Here is a 20025-nt window from a genome sequence, read left to right as displayed (position 1 = left end):
TGACATCGACCGCCGCCTCGGCGGGCCCGTAGGTGTTGTGCAGTTCGCAGTCGGGCAGCGCCGCCAGGAACGCCCGCGCCACGTCGACCGGCAACTCCTCGCCGCCGACGCCGACGGAACGCAGCGAGGTGCACCGCTCGATGCCCTCGGCGAGCAACGCCGACACCATCGCCGGGACGAAGTGGGCGGTCGTCACCTGCTCCGCGATGATCAGATCGCGCAGGTACGCGGGGTCGCGGTGCCCACCCGGCCGAGCCACGACGATCCGCGCGCCGGCCGACAGCGCGGCGTACACCTCGGCCGGCGAGACGTCGAAGCCGATCTCGGTTTTCTGGAGGACGACGCCGTCCGGGCCGAGGCGGTAGACCTCCGGCAGTACGTGTTGGGTTCGGTTAACGAGGCCGGCGTGGGTGACCACCGCACCCTTCGGCCGACCCGTCGACCCCGACGTGTAAATCACATAACACGCGTTCTCCGGCCCCACCACCGCCGGCACATCCTCAGCAGACTCACCCGCCCACAACCCCGGCCGATCAACCAACACCACCTCAGCCGCCAACTCCGGCAACCCCGACACCAAACCCGACGACGTCACCACCACCGACGCCCCCGCATCAGCAACCATCAAACCCAAACGCTCAACCGGATAACCCGGATCCAACGGCACATACACACCACCCGCCTTATGCACCGCCAGCATCGCCACCACCTGCTCCACCGACCGATGCACACACACACCCACCAACACCTCGGCACCCACACCCACCGACCGCAAATACCGAGCCAACCTGTTCGCCGCCGCATTCAACTCCCCATACGACAACGACACCCCACCATCACAAACCGCCACCGCCCCCGCCCGAACACCCACCTGCGCCTCAAACGCCGAAACCACCACCCCCGACACCCGCACCACCGCACCCACACCCGCCCGCGACAACCACTCCGCCTCACCAGACGGCACACACACCACCCGCGAATCCCCACCCGGATCCGCCACCATCGACTCCAACACCACCCGAAACATCCCCGCCAACCGCACCAACCCCGCCGCACCAAACACCCGCCCATCAGCGACGAGACGGATCACGGTCGGGCTGGCACCGACGGACAGGACGAATTCGGTGGCGGCCACGTCGCTGGCGACCCGCCCGGCAACGGCCTCGTCGGCGTGCGTGGTGTGGCCATCGGGCGTCGGCGCGGCGCCCGGCCCGTCCGCGCCTCCCCTACCGGACGGGTCGGTACGAGGTTCGGTGTAGCCGAAGACGACGTCGATCGGGTGCGTGTTGACACCCGTCAACCGGCGCACCGCCGGCAACGGGAACCGCCGATGCGGCCACAACTCCACCTCACGGTCGAACACCGACCGCACCAGACCACGCCACGAACCCCCACCCCGCTCATGACCGAACGGCAACACATTGATGTACATCCCATGCACACGCTCCGCACCCCGCACCTCCGGCCGCGCATCACACACCAAACCCGTGTGAAAACGCCGCTCATCGGTCAACTGACTCATCACCTTCAAATGAGCCGCGTGCAGAACAGCCTTGACGGGTACGCCGAGGCTGCTGGCGAGCTGGCGCAACGCACCGTCCAGGTCGGCGATGTCCACCTCGGTGCGGCACACCTGCCGTGGGCCGGAGTCGGTCGCCGGGGTGCCCGGCAGGGTGAGCTTCGGCGTACCGGTCACGACTTCCCGCCAGTAGGCGGCGTCGGTCTCGGAGTCGAGCGCCGAGAGTTCGGCGGCCACGAAGTCCGCGTACCGGACGGCCACCGGTTCGGCCGGCGTCGGCTGCTCGCCGCGCTGCCGCCGGTGGTAGCCGTCGCGCAGGTCTGCCAGCAGGAGGTTGAGGTCCCAGCCGCCGGTGATCAGGTGGCTGACGGAGACGGTGAGCCACCAGGCCCGATCGTCCTCGCGATGGACAGCCACCCGCAGCAGCGGCGGCGGCGTCGCCAGGTCGAACGGCCGGTCACGCTCGGCGGCGACGTACGCGGGATGGCCGGTCGCCTCGGCATGCACCGCGACCGGCACCTGCGCCTCGGCGTGCACGAGCTGCATCGGCACCGAGTAGCCGGTCAGGTCGATCGAGGTGCGCAGCGTGTCGTGCCGGGCGACCAGCTCGGCGAGGGTGGCGCGCAGCGGCTCGACGTCGAAGGGCAACTCGTCGTGCACGCGCATGGTGTGCACGATGTGGTACGGCGTGGCGGTCTCGTCCTTGGCGATCTCCACCGCCATGCCCACCTGGGCCTGGGTCGCCGGGTAGGCGTCGGTGAGGCCGGCCGGTAGGGCGTTTCGGTCCGCGTCTCCCAGCAGCGCGAACGGCGCCACCGGGACCCACGAATCCTCGACCCCACCCAACGACGCCGCCAACCCACGCACCGTCCGGAACGCGAAAACATCCCGCACACTCGTCGGATAACCCGCCGCCCGCAACGCCCCCACCAACGTCACCGCCAGCATCGAATCACCACCGAGATCAAAGAAACTCGACTCGACACTGACCACGTCACGACCCAACACCCGCGCCCACACCGCAGCCACGGCCCGCTCCACCACCGACACCGGCGCCACAAACACACCCACCGGCTCATCCGTCACCGACGGCAACGGCAACTGCCGCCGATCCACCTTCCCATTCGGATCCACCGGCACCACATCGATCACCACCAACGCCGAAGGCACCAACACCTCCGGCAAGACCCCCCGCAACACCTCCCGCACACCCACCACATCAACACCCGAACCCACCGGCACCACATAACCGGCCAACACCCGCCGACCATCCACCTCCACCACCGCCGCCACCGCATCCCGCACACCCACACAGGACCGCAACGCCGACTCCACCTCACCCAACTCCACCCGCACACCACGCAACTTCACCTGCGCATCCAACCGACCCAGGAACTCCACCGTCCCGTCCGGCCGCCACGCCACCGCATCCCCAGTCCGATACAACCGCGACCCCACCGACCCAAACGGATCCGGCACAAACCGACCCGCCGTCAACCCCCCAGCCCGCAAATAACCCCGACCCACACCCACACCACCGACAAACAACTCCCCCCGCACACCGACCGGCACCGGCTGGAGTTCGTCGTCGAGCACTCGCAGGGTGAGGTTCGGGAAGGGGCGCCCCAGCGGCACCCGGGACACGTCGGCCAACTCGTCGGCGGTGCAACGCCAACTGGTGACATCGACGGTGGTTTCCGCCGGCCCGTAGGTGTTGTGCAGCTCGCAGTCGGGCAGCGCCGCCAGGAACGCCCGCGCCACGTCGACCGGCAACTCCTCACCACCGACCGCCACCGACCGCAGCGAGGTGCAGCCGGTGATGCCCTCGGCGAGCAGCGCCGACAACATGCTGGGCACGAGCTCGATCGAGGTGACCGACTCGGCGATGATCAGGTCGCGCAGGTACGCGGGATCGCGGTGCCCACCCGGCCGAGCCACGACGATCCGCGCGCCGGCCGACAGCGCGGCGTACACCTCGGCCGGCGAGACGTCGAAGCCGATCTCGGTTTTCTGCAGGATCACCCCGTCGGCACCGAGGCGGTTGATGGTGGGTGCGACGTGGGCGGTGCGGTTGACCAGGCCGGCGTGGGTGACCACCGCACCCTTCGGCCGACCCGTCGACCCCGACGTGTAAATCACATAACACGCGTTCTCCGGCCCCACCACCGCCGGCACATCCTCAGCAGACTCACCCGCCCACAACCCCGGCCGATCAACCAACACCACCTCAGCCGCCAACTCCGGCAACCCCGACACCAAACCCGACGACGTCACCACCACCGACGCCCCCGCATCAGCAACCATCAAACCCAAACGCTCAACCGGATAACCCGGATCCAACGGCACATACACACCACCCGCCTTATGCACCGCCAGCATCGCCACCACCTGCTCCACCGACCGATGCACACACACACCCACCAACACCTCGGCACCCACACCCACCGACCGCAAATACCGAGCCAACCTGTTCGCCGCCGCATTCAACTCCCCATACGACAACGACACCCCACCATCACAAACCGCCACCGCCCCCGCCCGAACACCCACCTGCGCCTCAAACGCCGAAACCACCACCCCCGACACCCGCACCACCGCACCCACACCCGCCCGCGACAACCACTCCGCCTCACCAGACGGCACACACACCACCCGCGAATCCCCACCCGGATCCGCCACCATCGACTCCAACACCACCCGAAACATCCCCGCCAACCGCACCAACCCCGCCGCACCAAACACCCGCCCATCAGCGACGAGGTCGAGGAATCCGCTGGCCGCGGTGACCTGGAGGGCGAACTCGGTGCCACCCTCACCGGCGACGGCCTCGAAGCCGACCTGCTCCTCGCTGTCGGTGTTGGCACGCCGGAACTCGGTGTAGTCGAAAACGACGTCGATCGGGTGCGTGTTGACACCCGTCAACCGGCGCACCGCCGGCAACGGGAACCGCCGATGCGGCCACAACTCCACCTCACGGTCGAACACCGACCGCACCAGACCACGCCACGAACCCCCACCCCGCTCATGACCGAACGGCAACACATTGATGTACATCCCATGCACACGCTCCGCACCCCGCACCTCCGGCCGCGCATCACACACCAAACCCGTGTGAAAACGCCGCTCATCGGTCAACTGACTCATCACCTTCAAATGAGCCGCGTGCAGAACAGCCTTGGGTGACACCTCGAGCGCCGAGGCCAGAGCGCGGATCCGTGGGTCGAGATCCTGGTAGCTGATCCGGTGCCGCAGCACCGTCCCGGGAGTCGCGGACTCCACGCCCCAGCCCGTCGGCGGGGCGAATCTGGCGTACTCGGAAGTGATCTTTCGCCAGTACGCCTCGTCGCCCTCCGAGGCGAGCGCCGCCCGCTCGCCGGCGACGAAGTCGGCGTACCGGACCGCGGTCGGCTCCGGTGCCTCCGGCGCCATGCCCACGCACCGCCGCTCGTAGCAGCTGAGCAGCTCGGCCAGAAGGGTGTTCAGGTCCCATCCACCGGTCACCAGGTGGCTGATCGCCACGGTGAGCCACCATCCGCCGTCGGTAGCGACGTGAGCGCTGACCCGCAGCAGCGGGGCGGGGTGCTCGGCGTCGAATGGCCGGGCCCGCTCGGCGTCGACGTAGCCGCGCAGGTGCGCCTCGGCCCGCTCCTCGTCCAGGCGCAGGATCCGTACGTCGACGGGGGCCTGGGCGTGCACGAGTTGCAGCGGCACCGAGTAGGTGTGCGGGTCGAAGGACGTACGCAGGGTCTCGTGCCGGTCGACGATGTCCTGCACGGCCGCCGTGAGCGCGTCGGCCGAGAAGGGCTGGCGACTGTGCACCCGGAAGCAGCGGACGATGTGATAGAGCGACCGCGTCGGGTCCTTCTGGATCTCCACCAGCATGCCGAGTTGCACCTGGGCGATGGGGTAGGCGTCGGTGAGGCCGGCGGGCAGGGCGGCCCGGTCGGCGTCGTCGAGCAGGGCGAACGGGGCCACCGGCTGGAACTCCGGTGCGACCTCGGCGGTGTCCTTGGCCGTCAGGTGGGCGGCCAGCGCGGCCACGGTGCGGTGCACGAAGACGTCTCGGACGCCAACCGGGAAGCCGGCTCCGCGGAGCGCGCCGACCAGGGCCACCGCTCGCAGTGAGTCGCCGCCGAGGTCGAAGAAGCTGTCCGTGACGCTGACCGTGTCCAGGCTCAGCACGCGTGCCCAGATCTCCGCGAGTTGCCGCTCCAGATCGGTGCGGGGAGCCACGTGCACCCGGCCGGTCGCCCCGACCGACGCGGCCAGGGCGGCCCGGTCGACCTTGCCGTTGGCGTTCAGCGGGATCGACTCCACCACGACCAGATCCGCCGGGATCATGTACTCCGGCAGTCGGCTCGCACATTCCTGCCGCACCCGGGCGGCCAGATCGGCGTCCGGCCCTTCGGGTACGTAGAAGGCGAGCAACCGCGCCTCTTCCGGATGGACCAGGGCCACCGTGTCGCGGACCCCGGCCACCACGCCGATCACCGACTCGATCTCACCCAACTCGATCCGGTAACCACGAACCTTCACCTGATGATCAACCCGGCCCACGAACTCCACCGCACCATCAGCCAACCGACGAACCAGATCCCCCGTCCGATACAACCGCGACCCCACCGACCCAAACGGATCCGGCACAAACCGATCCGCCGTCAACCCCGACCGACCCACATAACCCCGAGCAACCCCCACACCACCCACGAACAACTCACCAACCACACCCACCGGCACCAGATTCATCCACGAATCAAGCACAAACATCCGCATACCCGGCAACGCCCGACCAATCGGCACCACCGGCAACGTCTGCTCCACCCGCACCGGAAAAACACACGTACCCACCGACGCCTCCGTCGGCCCATACTCATTAACCAAATTCCCCGGACCCAGAATGCCCAACCACCGATTCGCCAACGCCGCCGGCAAACCCTCACCCGCCGCCACCACCACCGGCGCCAAACCAGCCAACCGCTCATCCGACAACTGCCGACCCAAAATCTCCAAATGACCCGGCGTCAACTTCAAGAAACTAAACGGCCCCGCCGCCGAAAGCGACTCCCCCAACTCCGCCAAATCCAGATCCTGATCCACCATGAACACCCGCTGGCCCACCACCAACGGCGCCCACAAATTCGGCACCTGCAAATCAAAAGCCACCGACGAAAACACCGACGACCCACCCGAACCACGACCAGCCAACTCCACCGACGCCCACCGAACATGATTCGCCAAACCCCGATGCGTAACCTGCACACCCTTCGGCCGACCCGTCGAACCCGACGTGAAAATCACATACGCCAAATCATCCAAATCCGCCACACCCGGCAACACCACCGGCTGCTGCGACACCACAGCCCGCTCGGCCACCAACACCTCTACCCCGGACGGGAACCGATCCGCATAACGAGCCGACGTCACCACATGAGACACACCCGCATCTGCCAAAATCGACCCGATCCGCCCGGCCGGATACGACGGATCCAACGGCACAAACGCCGCCCCCGCCTTCCACACCCCAAGCAGCGCCGCCACCAAATCGGCACCCCGATCCAGCAACACCCCCACAACACCACCACGACCAACACCCCGCGACACCAACCACGACGCAAAACCCACCGCCCGCGCATCCAACTCCGCGAACCCAACCCCGTTGACTGCCTCACCCGACGGCACCGCCGCCACCTGCTCCTCAAACCACCCCAACACCGACCCCGACAACGGCTCCACCACACCACCGCCATCGGCCAACACCACCGACACCTCACCCGCCGGCAAACACACCACCCGCGCATCCCCACCCGAATCCGCCACCATCGCCTCCAACACCACCCGATACATCGCGCCCAGGCGCAGGACGTTGGGGTAGCTGACGACGTGGGGGTCGCTGAGGATGCTGAGCGTCCCGTCCAGGGTGGAGACGTGCAGGTCGAACTCACTGGACGCCTCGTAGACGGCGTCGTCGAAGCCAACCCGGTCGGTGTCGACCTGCGCGAAGTCGAGGTAGTTGAAGAGGATTTCGATGGGCCGGGCGCCGTCGGTGAACCGCTGCACCGACGGCAGCGGGTAGTGCCGGTGCGGCCACAGCTCCAGCTCGGCGTCGAAGGTCTGCCGGATCAGCTCCGCCCAGGTGGCAGCCGGGCCACGGTGCACGATCGGCAACGTGTTCAGGTGCATGCCGTACACCCGGTCCGCGCCGGTCACCTCGGGCCGCCCGTGGCAGACCAGGCCGCTGGTGAAGACGAGTTCGCCGGTGAGCTGGCTCATCACCTTCAGGTGCGCGGCAAGCAGCACGCTCTTCAGTGCGGTGCCGGTGCTGCTGGCCAGGTCCCTGAGCCCGTCGAGCAGGTCGTGCAGCGGCACCCGGGTGCCGCACTGGAACTGGGGGTCGGACTCGGGGGCACCCCACCCGGTGGGCAACGCGAAGCGCGGGTACTCGACGACGCCCCGCCAGTACGCCTCGTCCTCGGCGGAGGTCAGCGAGGCCAACTCCGCGGCGACGAAGTCGGCGTAGCGCACTGGCAACGCGTCGACGGGCACCGGAGCACCGGTGTCCCGCAGCCGCCGGTAGTTGTCCAGGATCTCCATCAGCAGGGAGTGGTGGCTCCAGCCTTCGAGGATGCCGTGCGACATGGTCAGTACGAACCACCAGGCGTTGCCCTCGCCGATCGCACCGGCGACGCGCATCTGCGGGACCTGGTCCGGCGCGAACGGGTTGGCCCGTTCGGCGGCCATGAAGGCGCTCATCCGGGCCTCGGTGTCCGGGCCACGCAGGTCGAGCTCGGTCACCTCGATCGGCACCTCGGCGTGCACGAGTTGCAGCGGCACCGAGTAGCCGTTCAGGTCGAACGACGTACGCAGGATCTCGTGCCGGTCGACGACGGTCTGCACGGCGCGGCGCAACGCGTCGGGGACCAGCGGCTGCTCGTCGTGGATCGGGAAGGCTGAAACGTTGTGGTAGGTGTGCCGCTCGGTGTCGGCCATCGTCTTGACGAGCATGCCGAGTTGCACCTGGGCGATGGGGTAGGCGTCAGTGAGGCCGGCGGGCAGGGCGGCCCGGTCGGCGTCGTCGAGCAGCGCGAACGGGGCCACCGGCTGGAACTCCGGCTCGACGGGGGTCTGCTCCGCTTCAAGGTTCGCGGCGAGCGCGGCGACGGTCCGGTGCAGGAATATGTCGCGCACCGACGCGGGGATCCCGGCCGTACGCAGTGCGCCGACGAGAGCGATGGCGCTGATCGAGTGACCGCCGAGGTCGAAGAAGCTGTCCATCACGCTGACCGTGTCCAGGCTCAGCACCTGCGCCCAGATCTCCGCGAGCTGCCGCTCCAGGTCAGTACGCGGGGCCACGTGCACCCGCCCGCCACCGGTCACCGCCGCCGCCAGAGCAGCACGATCGACCTTGCCGTTGGCGTTCAGCGGGATCGACTCCACCACGACCAGATCCGCCGGAATCATGTACTCCGGCAGTCGGCCCTCGCACTCCCGCCGCACCCGCTCCGACAAGCCAACATCCGGGCCGTCCGGCACATAAAAAGCCACCAGCCGCGACTCGTCGCCATGGACCAGGGCCACCACATCGCGGACCCCGGCCACCACGCCGATCACCGACTCGATCTCACCCAACTCGATCCGGTAACCACGAACCTTCACCTGATGATCAACCCGGCCCACGAACTCCACCGCACCATCAGCCAACCGACGAACCAGATCCCCCGTCCGATACAACCGCGACCCCACCGACCCAAACGGATCCGGCACAAACCGATCCGCCGTCAACCCCGACCGACCCACATAACCCCGAGCAACCCCCACACCACCCACGAACAACTCACCAACCACACCCACCGGCACCAGATTCATCCACGAATCAAGCACAAACATCCGCATACCCGGCAACGCCCGACCAATCGGCACCACCGGCAACGTCTGCTCCACCCGCACCGGAAAAACACACGTACCCACCGACGCCTCCGTCGGCCCATACTCATTAACCAAATTCCCCGGACCCAGAATGCCCAACCACCGATTCGCCAACGCCGCCGGCAAACCCTCACCCGCCGCCACCACCACCGGCGCCAAACCAGCCAACCGCTCATCCGACAACTGCCGACCCAAAATCTCCAAATGACCCGGCGTCAACTTCAAGAAACTAAACGGCCCCGCCGCCGAAAGCGACTCCCCCAACTCCGCCAAATCCAGATCCTGATCCACCATGAACACCCGCTGGCCCACCACCAACGGCGCCCACAAATTCGGCACCTGCAAATCAAAAGCCACCGACGAAAACACCGACGACCCACCCGAACCACGACCAGCCAACTCCACCGACGCCCACCGAACATGATTCGCCAAACCCCGATGCGTAACCTGCACACCCTTCGGCCGACCCGTCGAACCCGACGTGAAAATCACATACGCCAAATCATCCAAATCCGCCACACCCGGCAACACCACCGGCTGCTGCGACACCACAGCCCGCTCGGCCACCAACACCTCTACCCCGGACGGGAACCGATCCGCATAACGAGCCGACGTCACCACATGAGACACACCCGCATCTGCCAAAATCGACCCGATCCGCCCGGCCGGATACGACGGATCCAACGGCACAAACGCCGCCCCCGCCTTCCACACCCCAAGCAGCGCCGCCACCAAATCGGCACCCCGATCCAGCAACACCCCCACAACACCACCACGACCAACACCCCGCGACACCAACCACGACGCAAAACCCACCGCCCGCGCATCCAACTCCGCGAACCCAACCCCGTTGACTGCCTCACCCGACGGCACCGCCGCCACCTGCTCCTCAAACCACCCCAACACCGACCCCGACAACGGCTCCACCACACCACCGCCATCGGCCAACACCACCGACACCTCACCCGCCGGCAAACACACCACCCGCGCATCCCCACCCGAATCCGCCACCATCGCCTCCAACACCACCCGATACATCGCGCCCAGGCGGCGCAGGGCGTCGTGGCCGACGTGCCGCCGGCTGGCCTGCAAGGTGAGGAAGCCGAGCCGACTGAACACGCCCAACGGGAACTCGGTGGGGCTGTCGTCGATGGACTCGGCGTAGTCGATGTCGTCGGCATCGATCTGGTGGAAGTCGTGGAAGCTGAACCGCACGTCGAGCATGCGGGCGTCCTCGCCGACCTCCCGTTGCAAAGTGGACAGCGGGTAGCGCCGGTACGGCCACAGCTCTAGCTCGGCGGCGAAGGTCCGCTGGATCAGCTCTTCCCAGGTGGCAGCCGGCCCGTCGTAGCCGACCGGCACGGTGTTGAGGTGCATGCCGTACACCTGGTCGGCGCCGGCTGCCTCGGGGCGGATGTTGCAGACCAGGCCGGTGTAGAACCGCTCCGCGCGGGTGAGCTGGCTCATCACCTTCAGGTGCGCGGCCAGCATGATCGACTTGAACGGCACGCCGAGGCGCCGGGCCAGGTCGCGCAGCGAGGATTCGAGGTCCTGCACCGGCACCCAGTGCTCGTGCTTGGCACCCTCCGGCGCGTCGGGGTCACCCCAGCCGGTGGGCAGGTCGTGACGGGCTCGACCGGCCAGGACGCCACGCCAGAACGCCCGGTCGGCGTCGCCGGTGACCGACCGCCGTTCGGCCGCGACGGCGTCGGCGAACCGCACCGACGGGATCGGCCGCGGCGACAGCGGCTCTCCGGCCCGGATCTGGTGGTAGTCGCGGACCAACTCCATGATCAGCGAGTGGTAGCTCCACCCGTCCAGGATCGGGTGGCACTCGGTGATGGTGAGCCACCAGCTGCCGTCCGCGCAGGTCCTGGCGTGCAGCCGCAGCAGCGACGGGCGATCGAGGTCGAACAGACGGGTCCGCTCGACCGCGATGTGGTCGCGCAGTTCCCGGTCCAGCTCAGCCCGCTCGGTGGCAAGGCTGTGATCGTGCGTGACGGTCAGCTCGGCGGTGCCGTGCACCAGCTGCATCGGCACCGAATAGCTGGTCAGGTCGAAGGAGGTACGCAGCACCTCGTGACGGCGCACCAGCAGTGCCGCGGCGGCACGCAGCGCGTCCAGGGAGAACTCCCCGTCGCCACGGACCCGGTAGCTGGTCACGTTGTGGTAGGGGTTCTGCTCGGTGTCGGACAGCAGCTCGACCAGCATGCCGAGCTGTCCCTGGGTGCACGGGTAGGCGTCCACCACGCCGACGGGCAGCGCGGCCCGGTCCGCCTCGCCGACCAGCTCGAACGGGGCGACCGTCGGCTCCGGCTCGGCGGCCGGCCGCGCGGTGAGCAGTTCGGCCAGCTCGGCGACGGTACGCCGCTCGAAGATGTCCCGGACCTCGACGTCGAAGTGCGCCGCCCGCAACGCGCCGGCCAGTGCCACCGCGCGGATGGAGTCCCCACCGAGGTCGAAGAAGCCGTCCTGCACACCGACCCGGTCCAGCCCGAGGGTGGCGGTCCAGATGTCGACGAGCTGTTGCTCCACAGTGGTGCGTGGGGCCACGTACGGGCGGTCGACGGCGGCCACCGAACGGCCCGGGGCGGGCAGCGCGGCCTGGTCGAGCTTGCCGTTGACGGTCAGCGGGATCCGGGGCAGCGGCATGAACGCCGCCGGGACCATGTAGTCCGGCAGCGTCCGGCCCAGCGCCGCGCGCAACTGCGAGGGGCGCAGCAACGTCGAGTTGTCATCGGCCACCAGGTACGCGGTCAGCCGCTGGTCGCCCGGGTTGTCCTCGCGCAGCACCACCACCGCGTCCCGGACGCCCGGCAGGACGGTCAGGGCCGCCTCGATCTCGCCCAGCTCCACCCGGTAGCCACGGATCTTGACCTGGTGGTCGATGCGTCCGACGAACTCCAGCCGCCCGTCGGCGTGCCGTCGGGCGAGGTCGCCGCTGCGGTAGAGCCGCGAACCGGCCGGCCCCCACGGGTCCGGCACGAACCGCTGCGCGGTGAGCTCGGCGCGACCGAGGTAGCCGCGGGCGACACCCGGGCCGCCCACGTGGATCTCACCCGGTACACCGATCGGCACCGGTCGGCCGTCGGCGTCGAGCAGGTGGACGGTGAGGTCCGACAGCGGTACGCCGATCGGGCTGGCCGTACCGCCCACCTCGGCGGCGACGACCCGGTGGTACGTGGTGTGCACGGTGGTCTCGGTGATCCCGTACATGTTGATCAGTTGCGGCGCGTCCACGCCACGGCTGGCCACCCACGATGCCAGCTCGGCGAAGTCCAGTTTCTCGCCGCCGAAGGTCACCACCCGCAGGGCGAGCCGGTCCACCCGAGCGTCGCCCTCGGCCGCCAGTCGGACCAGCGCGCGGAACGCCGTGGGCGTCTGGCAGAGCACCGTGACCCGGTGTGCGATCAGCTCGTCGAGCAACTCCTGCGGGGATCGGGCCAGCGCCCGGGGCACCACCAGCAGTCGACCGCCGTGCAGCAGACAGCCCCAGATCTCCCAGACCGAGAAGTCGAACGCGTACGAGTGCAGCAGCGTCCACACGTCGTCCGGGCCGAACCGGTAGTCGGCGGCGGTGACGGTCAGCAGCCGCAGCACCTGCCGGTGGGCCACCGCGACACCCTTGGGGCGGCCGGTGGAGCCCGAGGTGTAGATGACGTAGCAGAGGTTGTCCACGTCCATCGACACGGCCGGGTCGGCGGTCGGCTGGGCGGCCAGCTCCGCGGCGAGGTCCGGGTCGTCCAGCAACACCACGGTCCCACCGAAGTCGGCGAACCGGTCGCGGTGGGCGGTCGTGGTCAGCACGATCTCGGCCCCGGCGTCGTTGATCATGAAGTCGAGGCGTTCGTCCGGCGAGGCCGGGTCGAGGGGCAGGTACGCCGCGCCGGACTTGAGCACGCCGAGCAGGGCCGGAACCAGTTCGGGGCCGTGGTCGAGCTGCACCCCGACCAGCCGCTCGGGCCCGGCACCGTGGCCGCGCAGCCAGTGGGCGAGCCGGTTGGCGTCGGCGTTCAGCTCGGCGTAGCTACGGGTGGTGTCGCCCACCGTCAGCGCCGCCGCGTCGGGGTGGGCGGCCGCGATCGCCTCGAAGACGTCGTGCACGGTGCCGGTGACCGGGTCCGCGGTGACCGGCCCCCGGGTCACCACGGCCAGCTCGGCGGCACCGAGGATGGCCAGGTCGGACAGTCGGGCCGTCGGGTCGGCCGCCACCTGCTCCAGGAGCCGCACCAGGTGGTCGGCGGCGCGCTCGACGGTGGCCGGGTCGAACAGGGCGGTGGCGTACTCGATCCGGCCGCGCAGCCCGCCGTCGGCGCCCTCCATCATGTGCAGGGTCAGATCGACCTTGGACGACCGCAGGGGCAGCTCGACCGGTTCCACGCGCAGGTCGCCGGGCCAGTCGGTGGTGGGCGGCTCGGACTGGAGGGTGAACGCGACCTGGTAGAGCGGGGTACGGGAGAGATCCCGCTCCGGTTCCAGCTCGTCGGCCAGCAGGGCGAACGGGGCATCGGTGTGGTCGAACGCGCCCAGCACGGTGTCCCGGGTCTGCTCCAGCAGGGCGGCGAACGAGGGGTCGCCGCTCCACCGGGCCCGCAGCACCAGGTTGTCGATGCCGTACCCGACGAGGTTGTGCAGCTCCGCGCGACTGCGCGCGGACGACACCGTGCCCACGGCGAGGTCGGTCCGGCCGGTGTAGCGCGACAGCAGCACCTGGTAGGCGCTGAGCAGGGTGACGAAGACGGTGGTGCCAGCGTCGCGTGCGACCCCGCGCAACGCGGCGGAGAGCTCGGCGGTCAGCGTGAACGGCACCGACGAACCACGCCAGTCCCGGCTCTTCGGCCGGGTCCGGTCGGCCGGCAGCTCCACCGGCGTCAGCCCGGCGAGTTGGTCGCGCCAGTAGTCGAGCGACCGGGCCACCGGCTCGGCGCGCAGCCGGCCGCGCTGCCAGGCGGCGAAGTCGGCGAACTGCACGGCGGGCGCCGGCAACCAGGGCTCGACGCCGGCCCGGAGGGCGGCGTACAGCTCGGCCAGCTCACCGGTGAGCACCGCGAGGGACGGCGCGTCGCAGGCGATGTGGTGCAGCACCAGGGCGAGCACGTGCTCGTCGGCGTCCAGCCGGACCAGCACGGCCCGCACCGGCCAGTCCCGGGCCAGGTCGAACCCGGTCAGCGCAGTGTCGGCGAGCACCGCGTCGAGCGCCGCCTCCCGCTCGGTGCGCGGCCGGTTGGTCAGGTCCACCACCGGCAGGTCGCGGCGCGTCGGCGGGTCGATCACCTGGACCGGAGCGGTGCCGGCGAGGGCGTAGCGGGTGCGGAGGATCTCGTGCCGGGCGACCAGGGCGTCGAGGGCGCGGCCCAGCGCGTCGGCGTCCAGCTGCCCGCGCAGCCGCAGCGCGGAGGAGACCAGGAACTCGGCGCTGGTGGGGTCCATCCTGTTGAGGAACCACATCTGCTGCTGGCCGTACGACAGCGGCAGCTCCCCCGACCGGTCAACGGTCGGAATCCGGTCCCGGCGGCCGGTACGACGGCCGGCCAGCCGACGCTGGACGAGTTCTTCACGCAGGTTCGGCTCGTTGGCGATGCTGGTCATGCCGGGTACTCCTCGGATCGCGAAAGGTCGTGGGTGAGGTCGGCGGCGTCCAGCGCGTCGACCTCCGCTCGGATCAGGTCTTCGATGGCGATCGCCTGGGCGCGCACCGTGGGGTGCTCGAACACCAGCCGGATCGGCAGGTCGAGGTCGAACTCCTCCTGCAACCCGGCGATCAGCCGGGCGGCGAGCACCGAGTGACCACCCAGGAGGAAAAAGTCGGTCGTCGCGCCGATCCGCGCGTCGAGCAGCTCCGCCCAGTTCGCGGCGACCCGCTTCTCGACCACGGTCTGCGGTGCGACGAACTCGGCGGGATCGGCGGTGCCGTCGGCGAGCGCCGCGTCGAGCCGGCCGCGTAGGGCGTCCCGGTCCACCTTGCCGTTAGCGTTGAGCGGGATCCGCTCCACCGGCACGAAAAGACTCGGCACCATGAAGTCGGGCAACTGCCGGGCGCAGTACGCGGCCAGGTCGGTGGCCTCGCCGCGGTAGAAGGCGACCAGACGGTCCTGGTGGGCGAGGACCACGCAGTCGCGTACCCGAGGGTGTTGGGCGACGACAGCGCTGATCTCGCCGGGTTCGATGCGGTAGCCGCGGACCTTGACCTGGTCGTCCACCCGACCGACGAAGGCCATCGTGCCGTCGGGCCGCCAATGGCCCAGGTCGCCGCTGCGGTACAGGCGGGCGCCCGGCGGGCCGAAGGGGTCGGGCACGAAGCGCTCGGCGGTCAGCCCTGGCTGCCCGAGATAGCCGGTGGCCAGGCACGCACCACCGATGTACAGCTCGCCGACGGCGCCGACCGGCAGCAGCCGCATCGCGTCGTCCAGGATCCGCACCACGGTGTTCGCCATCGGCCGGCCGATCGGCACGATCTCGCTGGTCTGTGGTGCCACCACCGGGTACGCCGACATGATCACGGTGGTCTCGGTCGGGCCATAAGAGTTGATCAAGCCGCCCGGACCGAGGAGGTCGAGCCACTGGTTCGCCACCGACCGGCGCAGCACCCCACCGGCCACCCAGAGCTGACCGGCCAGCCGCTGCGCCTGCGCGGCGTCGACCTGCGCGGCCAGCAGCTCCAGGTGCGGCGGCGTCATGATGAAACGGTCGTACGGGCCGGCGGCCAGCAGCAGTGCGCCGAGCTGGGTGAGGTCGAACTCCTGCGGAAGCAGGGTCACCGGCTGCCCGGCCACCAGCGGCCCCCAGAGGTTGGAGATCGACAGGTCGAAGGCGATGGTGGAGAAGAGCGGGGCCCCGCCGCCGGCCGGGCGGCCGCCCCGGTCGCCGAGCGCCTCGGTCTCCGTGGCGCAGGCCAGGAAGTTCGTCACCGCCGCGTGGGAGAGCAGCACCCCCTTGGGGCGGCCGGTCGATCCGGAGGTGAACAGCACGTACGCCGTCTGCGCCGGGTCGAGGTCGCGAGCCGGCGCGGTGGGCGGCTCGGCACTGACCATCAGCCGGTGGGTGTCCACCTGGAGGGTGGGCACTCCGAACCGGTCGGCGTACCGCGAGTCGGTGACGGCGAGGCCGACGCCGGCGGCGTCGAGCAGGTAGCCGATCCGCTCGGCCGGGTACGAGGGATCCAGCGGAAGGCAGGCGGCACCAGCCTTCCAGCACCCGAGAATCGCGGCGACCAGGTCGGGTGCCCGCCCCAGCAGTACGGCGATGGTCGTGCCCGGCGCCACGTCGGACCGGCGCAGGTGGTTGGCGAAGCGGTTGGCCCGGTCGTCCAACTCTGCGTAGCTGGTGCGCGCGTGGCCGTGGCGCAACGCCACGGCCTGCGGTGTCGCCGCGCGGCGTGCCTCGAACAGGTCAACCACGGTGGTGGCGGGACGGGGCACCGTCGGCCCGTTCCACTCGTGCAGCAGCCGGTGCCGCTCGTTGGCCGAGAACGGGTCGAGCTGGTCCAGGCGGGCGTCCGGCTCGTCGGCGGCGGCGCGGAGCAGCCGGACGAAGTGGTCGGCCAGTCGTCGCACGGTTGCCTCGTCGAACAGCGCGGTGGCGTACTCGACGGCTCCGGCGAGCGAGCCGTCCGGTTGCGGCCACAGGTGCACGGTCAGGTCGGTCTTGGCCACGGTGGACGCCTGCCGCAGCGCGTCGATCGTGAGCGGGTCTTCGGCCACCCGGCCGGTGATCCCGTCCTCCTGGTAGTTCAGCGCCACCTGGTAGAGGGGGGTGCGGGAGAGGTCCCGCTCGCCGACCAGGTCGTACACCACCCGGTCGAAGGGCAGGTCCTGGTGGGCCAGGGCGGCGACGGTCCGGTCGCGGACCTCCCGGACGGTCTGGGTGAAGCTGGACGCCGGGTCCAGAGTGCAGCGCAGCACCACCGGATTGAGGAAGATCCCGGCGGTCTGGTCCAGTTCGGCGGGCCGGTGCCCCGAGGTGGGCGTGCCGATCGGCACGTCCCACTGCCCGGTGTAGCGAGCGAGAACCGTGGCGAAGCCGGTGAGCAGGGTCATGAACGGGCTGGCCGCGCAGCGCCGACCCAGCTCGGTCAGGGCGCCGGCGACCTCCGCCGCGACGGTGAAGCCGAGCATCCTGCCCTGCGCGTCCCGCCGGGCCGGGCGCGGATGGTCCAGCGGCAGCTCCAGCTGGGGCATCCCGGCCAGCGTCTCCCGCCAGTACGCCAACTCCCGCCCGACGACGTCGTCGGTGAGGTGTCGCTGCTGCCAGACCGCGTAGTCGGCGTACTGCACCCGCAGCTCCGCCAGGTCGGCCGGCCGTCCCTGCGCGGCGGCGTCGCACAGCTCCCGCAGGTCCCGGTCGAGGACCTCGGCGGTGCCGGCGTCGGACGCGATGTGGTGCACGGCCAGCACCAGCAGGTGATCACGGCCGGCGGCAATGGCCAGCCCTGCCCGCCACAGCGGGCCGGTGTGCAGGTCGAAGCCCCGGCCGAGCTGTGCGGTGATGAGTTCGGCCAACCCGCCGTGGCTGACGTCGCGCACCTCCAGGTCGGCCGCTCCCGGCGGCACGACCTGCTGCCGGGCCACGCCGTCGACCACCAGATAGCGGGTGCGCAACGGCTCGTGCCGTGCCTCGAGCGCGTGCAGGGCCGCCCGGACGTGGTCGGGGTGGATGGTGGCGGGCAGCCGTACGTGCACGGGGACGACCCACTCCTTGCTGCCCGGATCGAGCTGGTCGAGCATCCAGAGCCGGTGCTGGGCGGCGGAGAGTGGCAGGGGCCGGTCGCGTCCCACCGGCAGCACCGGCGAGTCCGCCGGGGTGGCCGCCTCCACCAGCCGGGCCTGCGCGGCCACGGTGGTGTGGGTGAGCAGATCGCGCAGCGTCACCGTGCCGCCGGCCCCGCTGAGCCGGCTCTCCAACATCAGCGTCACCAGTGAGGAGCCGCCGAGTTGGTAGAAGTCGTCGTCGACGCCGACCTGGTCGACGTCGAGCAGATCCCGCCAGATGGCCGCGACCGTCCGTTCGGCGGCGGTCCGCGGTGGACGCAGCGCCGGCCGGTCGAGAGGGTCGATTGCCGGCAGGGCGGACCGGTCGATCTTGCCGCTGGCGGTGAGCGGGAACTCCGCCACCGGCTGGAACACGGCCGGCACCAGCGCCTCGGGCAGCCGGCCGACGCAGAACGCCCGCAGGGCCGCCGGGTCGAGTGACCGCCGACCGGCGACGTACGCGGCGAGCTGCCGGCGACCGGCCGGGTCGGTGTACCCCACCACCACCGCCGCCTGGACGTCCGGGTGGGCGGCGAGCACCGCCTCCACCTCGGCCGGTTCGATCCGTACGCCGTTGACCTTGAGTTGGTGGTCAGCTCGACCGACGAACTCCAGGCTCCGGTCACCGCGCCACCGGACCTGGTCGCCGGTGCGGTAGAGGCGGGCGCCGGGCGTCCCGTACTCGTCGGGCACGAACCGCTCGGCGGTCAGGTCCGGCCGGTGCAGATAGCCCCGGCCCAGGTTGGCCCCACCGACGTAGAGCTCGCCGACCACACCCACCGGCACCGGTCGTCGGTCGGCGTCGAGCACCTGGACGCGGACGTCGGGCAGCGGCCGTCCGATCGGCACCGGCCCGGTCGGCTGCGCCGTGTCCACCGGGTGGGCGGTCACGTCGATGGCGCACTCGGTGGGGCCGTAGGTGTTCCACACCCGCACGTCGGGCGTGACCGCCAGCCGCCGGCACAGGTCGGCGTGCAACGGTTCCCCGGCCGAGAAGACCAGTCGCAGACTGGTGCAGTCGGCCCAGCCGGGCTCGTCGACCAGCCGACCGAACACCGACGGCACTCCCTGTAGGACGGTGATCCGGTGCCGGATGACCGCGGCGACCAGGGCGGCGGGATCCCGGTGCGCCCCGTCCGGGGCGAGCACCACGGTGCCGCCGCTGGCCAGCGGGGCGAAGAACTCCCAGCCCGCCGCGTCGAAACTGACCGAGGTCTTTTGCAGCACCCGGTCGCCAGGGCCCAGGCCGTGCTCCCGGATCGTCCAGGTCACCCGGTTGCCGATTCCGCGGTGGGTGATCAGCACTCCCTTGGGCTGGCCGGTGGACCCGGAGGTGTAGATGGCGTACGCCACCGAGTCCGGGTCGGGTGACCGCACCGCGGCGGTGTCCGGGCAGGCCGCGATCCGCGCCCGGTCGGCGTCCAGGCAGACCACCTGGCCGGGCGTCGCCTCGTCGCGCAGCGCGTTGCGGGTGAGCAGCACTCCGGCCCCGCTGTCGGCGAGGAGCCGCCGCCGCCGTTCGGCGGGGTGGGTCGGGTCCAGCGGCAGGTACGCGGCACCGGCACGCCACACTCCCAGCAGCGCGACCACGAGGTCGACGCCGCGGTCCAGGTTGACCGCGACCAGCGATTCCGGACCGACACCCAGCTCGGCCAGGTGCCGCCCGAGCTGGTTGGCCCGCCGGTCCAGCCCGGCGTAGTCCAGCCGCTCGGTGTCGCTGCTCACCGCGATCGCGGTGGGGGTCAGCGCGGCCTGCCAGGCGATCAGCTCGGACAGGGTGCCCGCCCCCTGGGTGGCGGCTGCGGCTGCGGGCGCCGTTGGCGGAACGATGCTCAT

Annotated in this window: 2 protein-coding genes (1 of these 2 running past the window's edge); both read right to left on the bottom strand. The window is 70.2% G+C overall.

Annotated features, from left to right (window positions below):
• Positions 1 to 15031 carry the 5' portion of an amino acid adenylation domain-containing protein gene (locus OG811_RS22815; protein WP_406068537.1) on the bottom strand. It extends 8252 nt beyond the left edge of the window, so 15031 of the gene's 23283 nt are visible here — the first part of the coding sequence; it begins with the start codon at positions 15029 to 15031; the stop codon falls past the left edge of the window.
• Positions 15028 to 20025 (bottom strand): amino acid adenylation domain-containing protein, encoded by a 4998-nt coding sequence (locus OG811_RS22810; protein ID WP_406068535.1) that lies wholly within the window; start codon positions 20023 to 20025, stop codon positions 15028 to 15030. Before OG811_RS22810 ends, OG811_RS22815 begins: the two co-directional genes overlap by 4 nt.

Source organism: Micromonospora sp. NBC_01638 (genome assembly GCF_045209745.1).
GTDB lineage: Bacteria > Actinomycetota > Actinomycetes > Mycobacteriales > Micromonosporaceae > Micromonospora.
The sequence above is the reverse complement of the archived record's forward strand: the minus strand, read 5'-3'. Positions and strand labels throughout refer to the sequence as shown.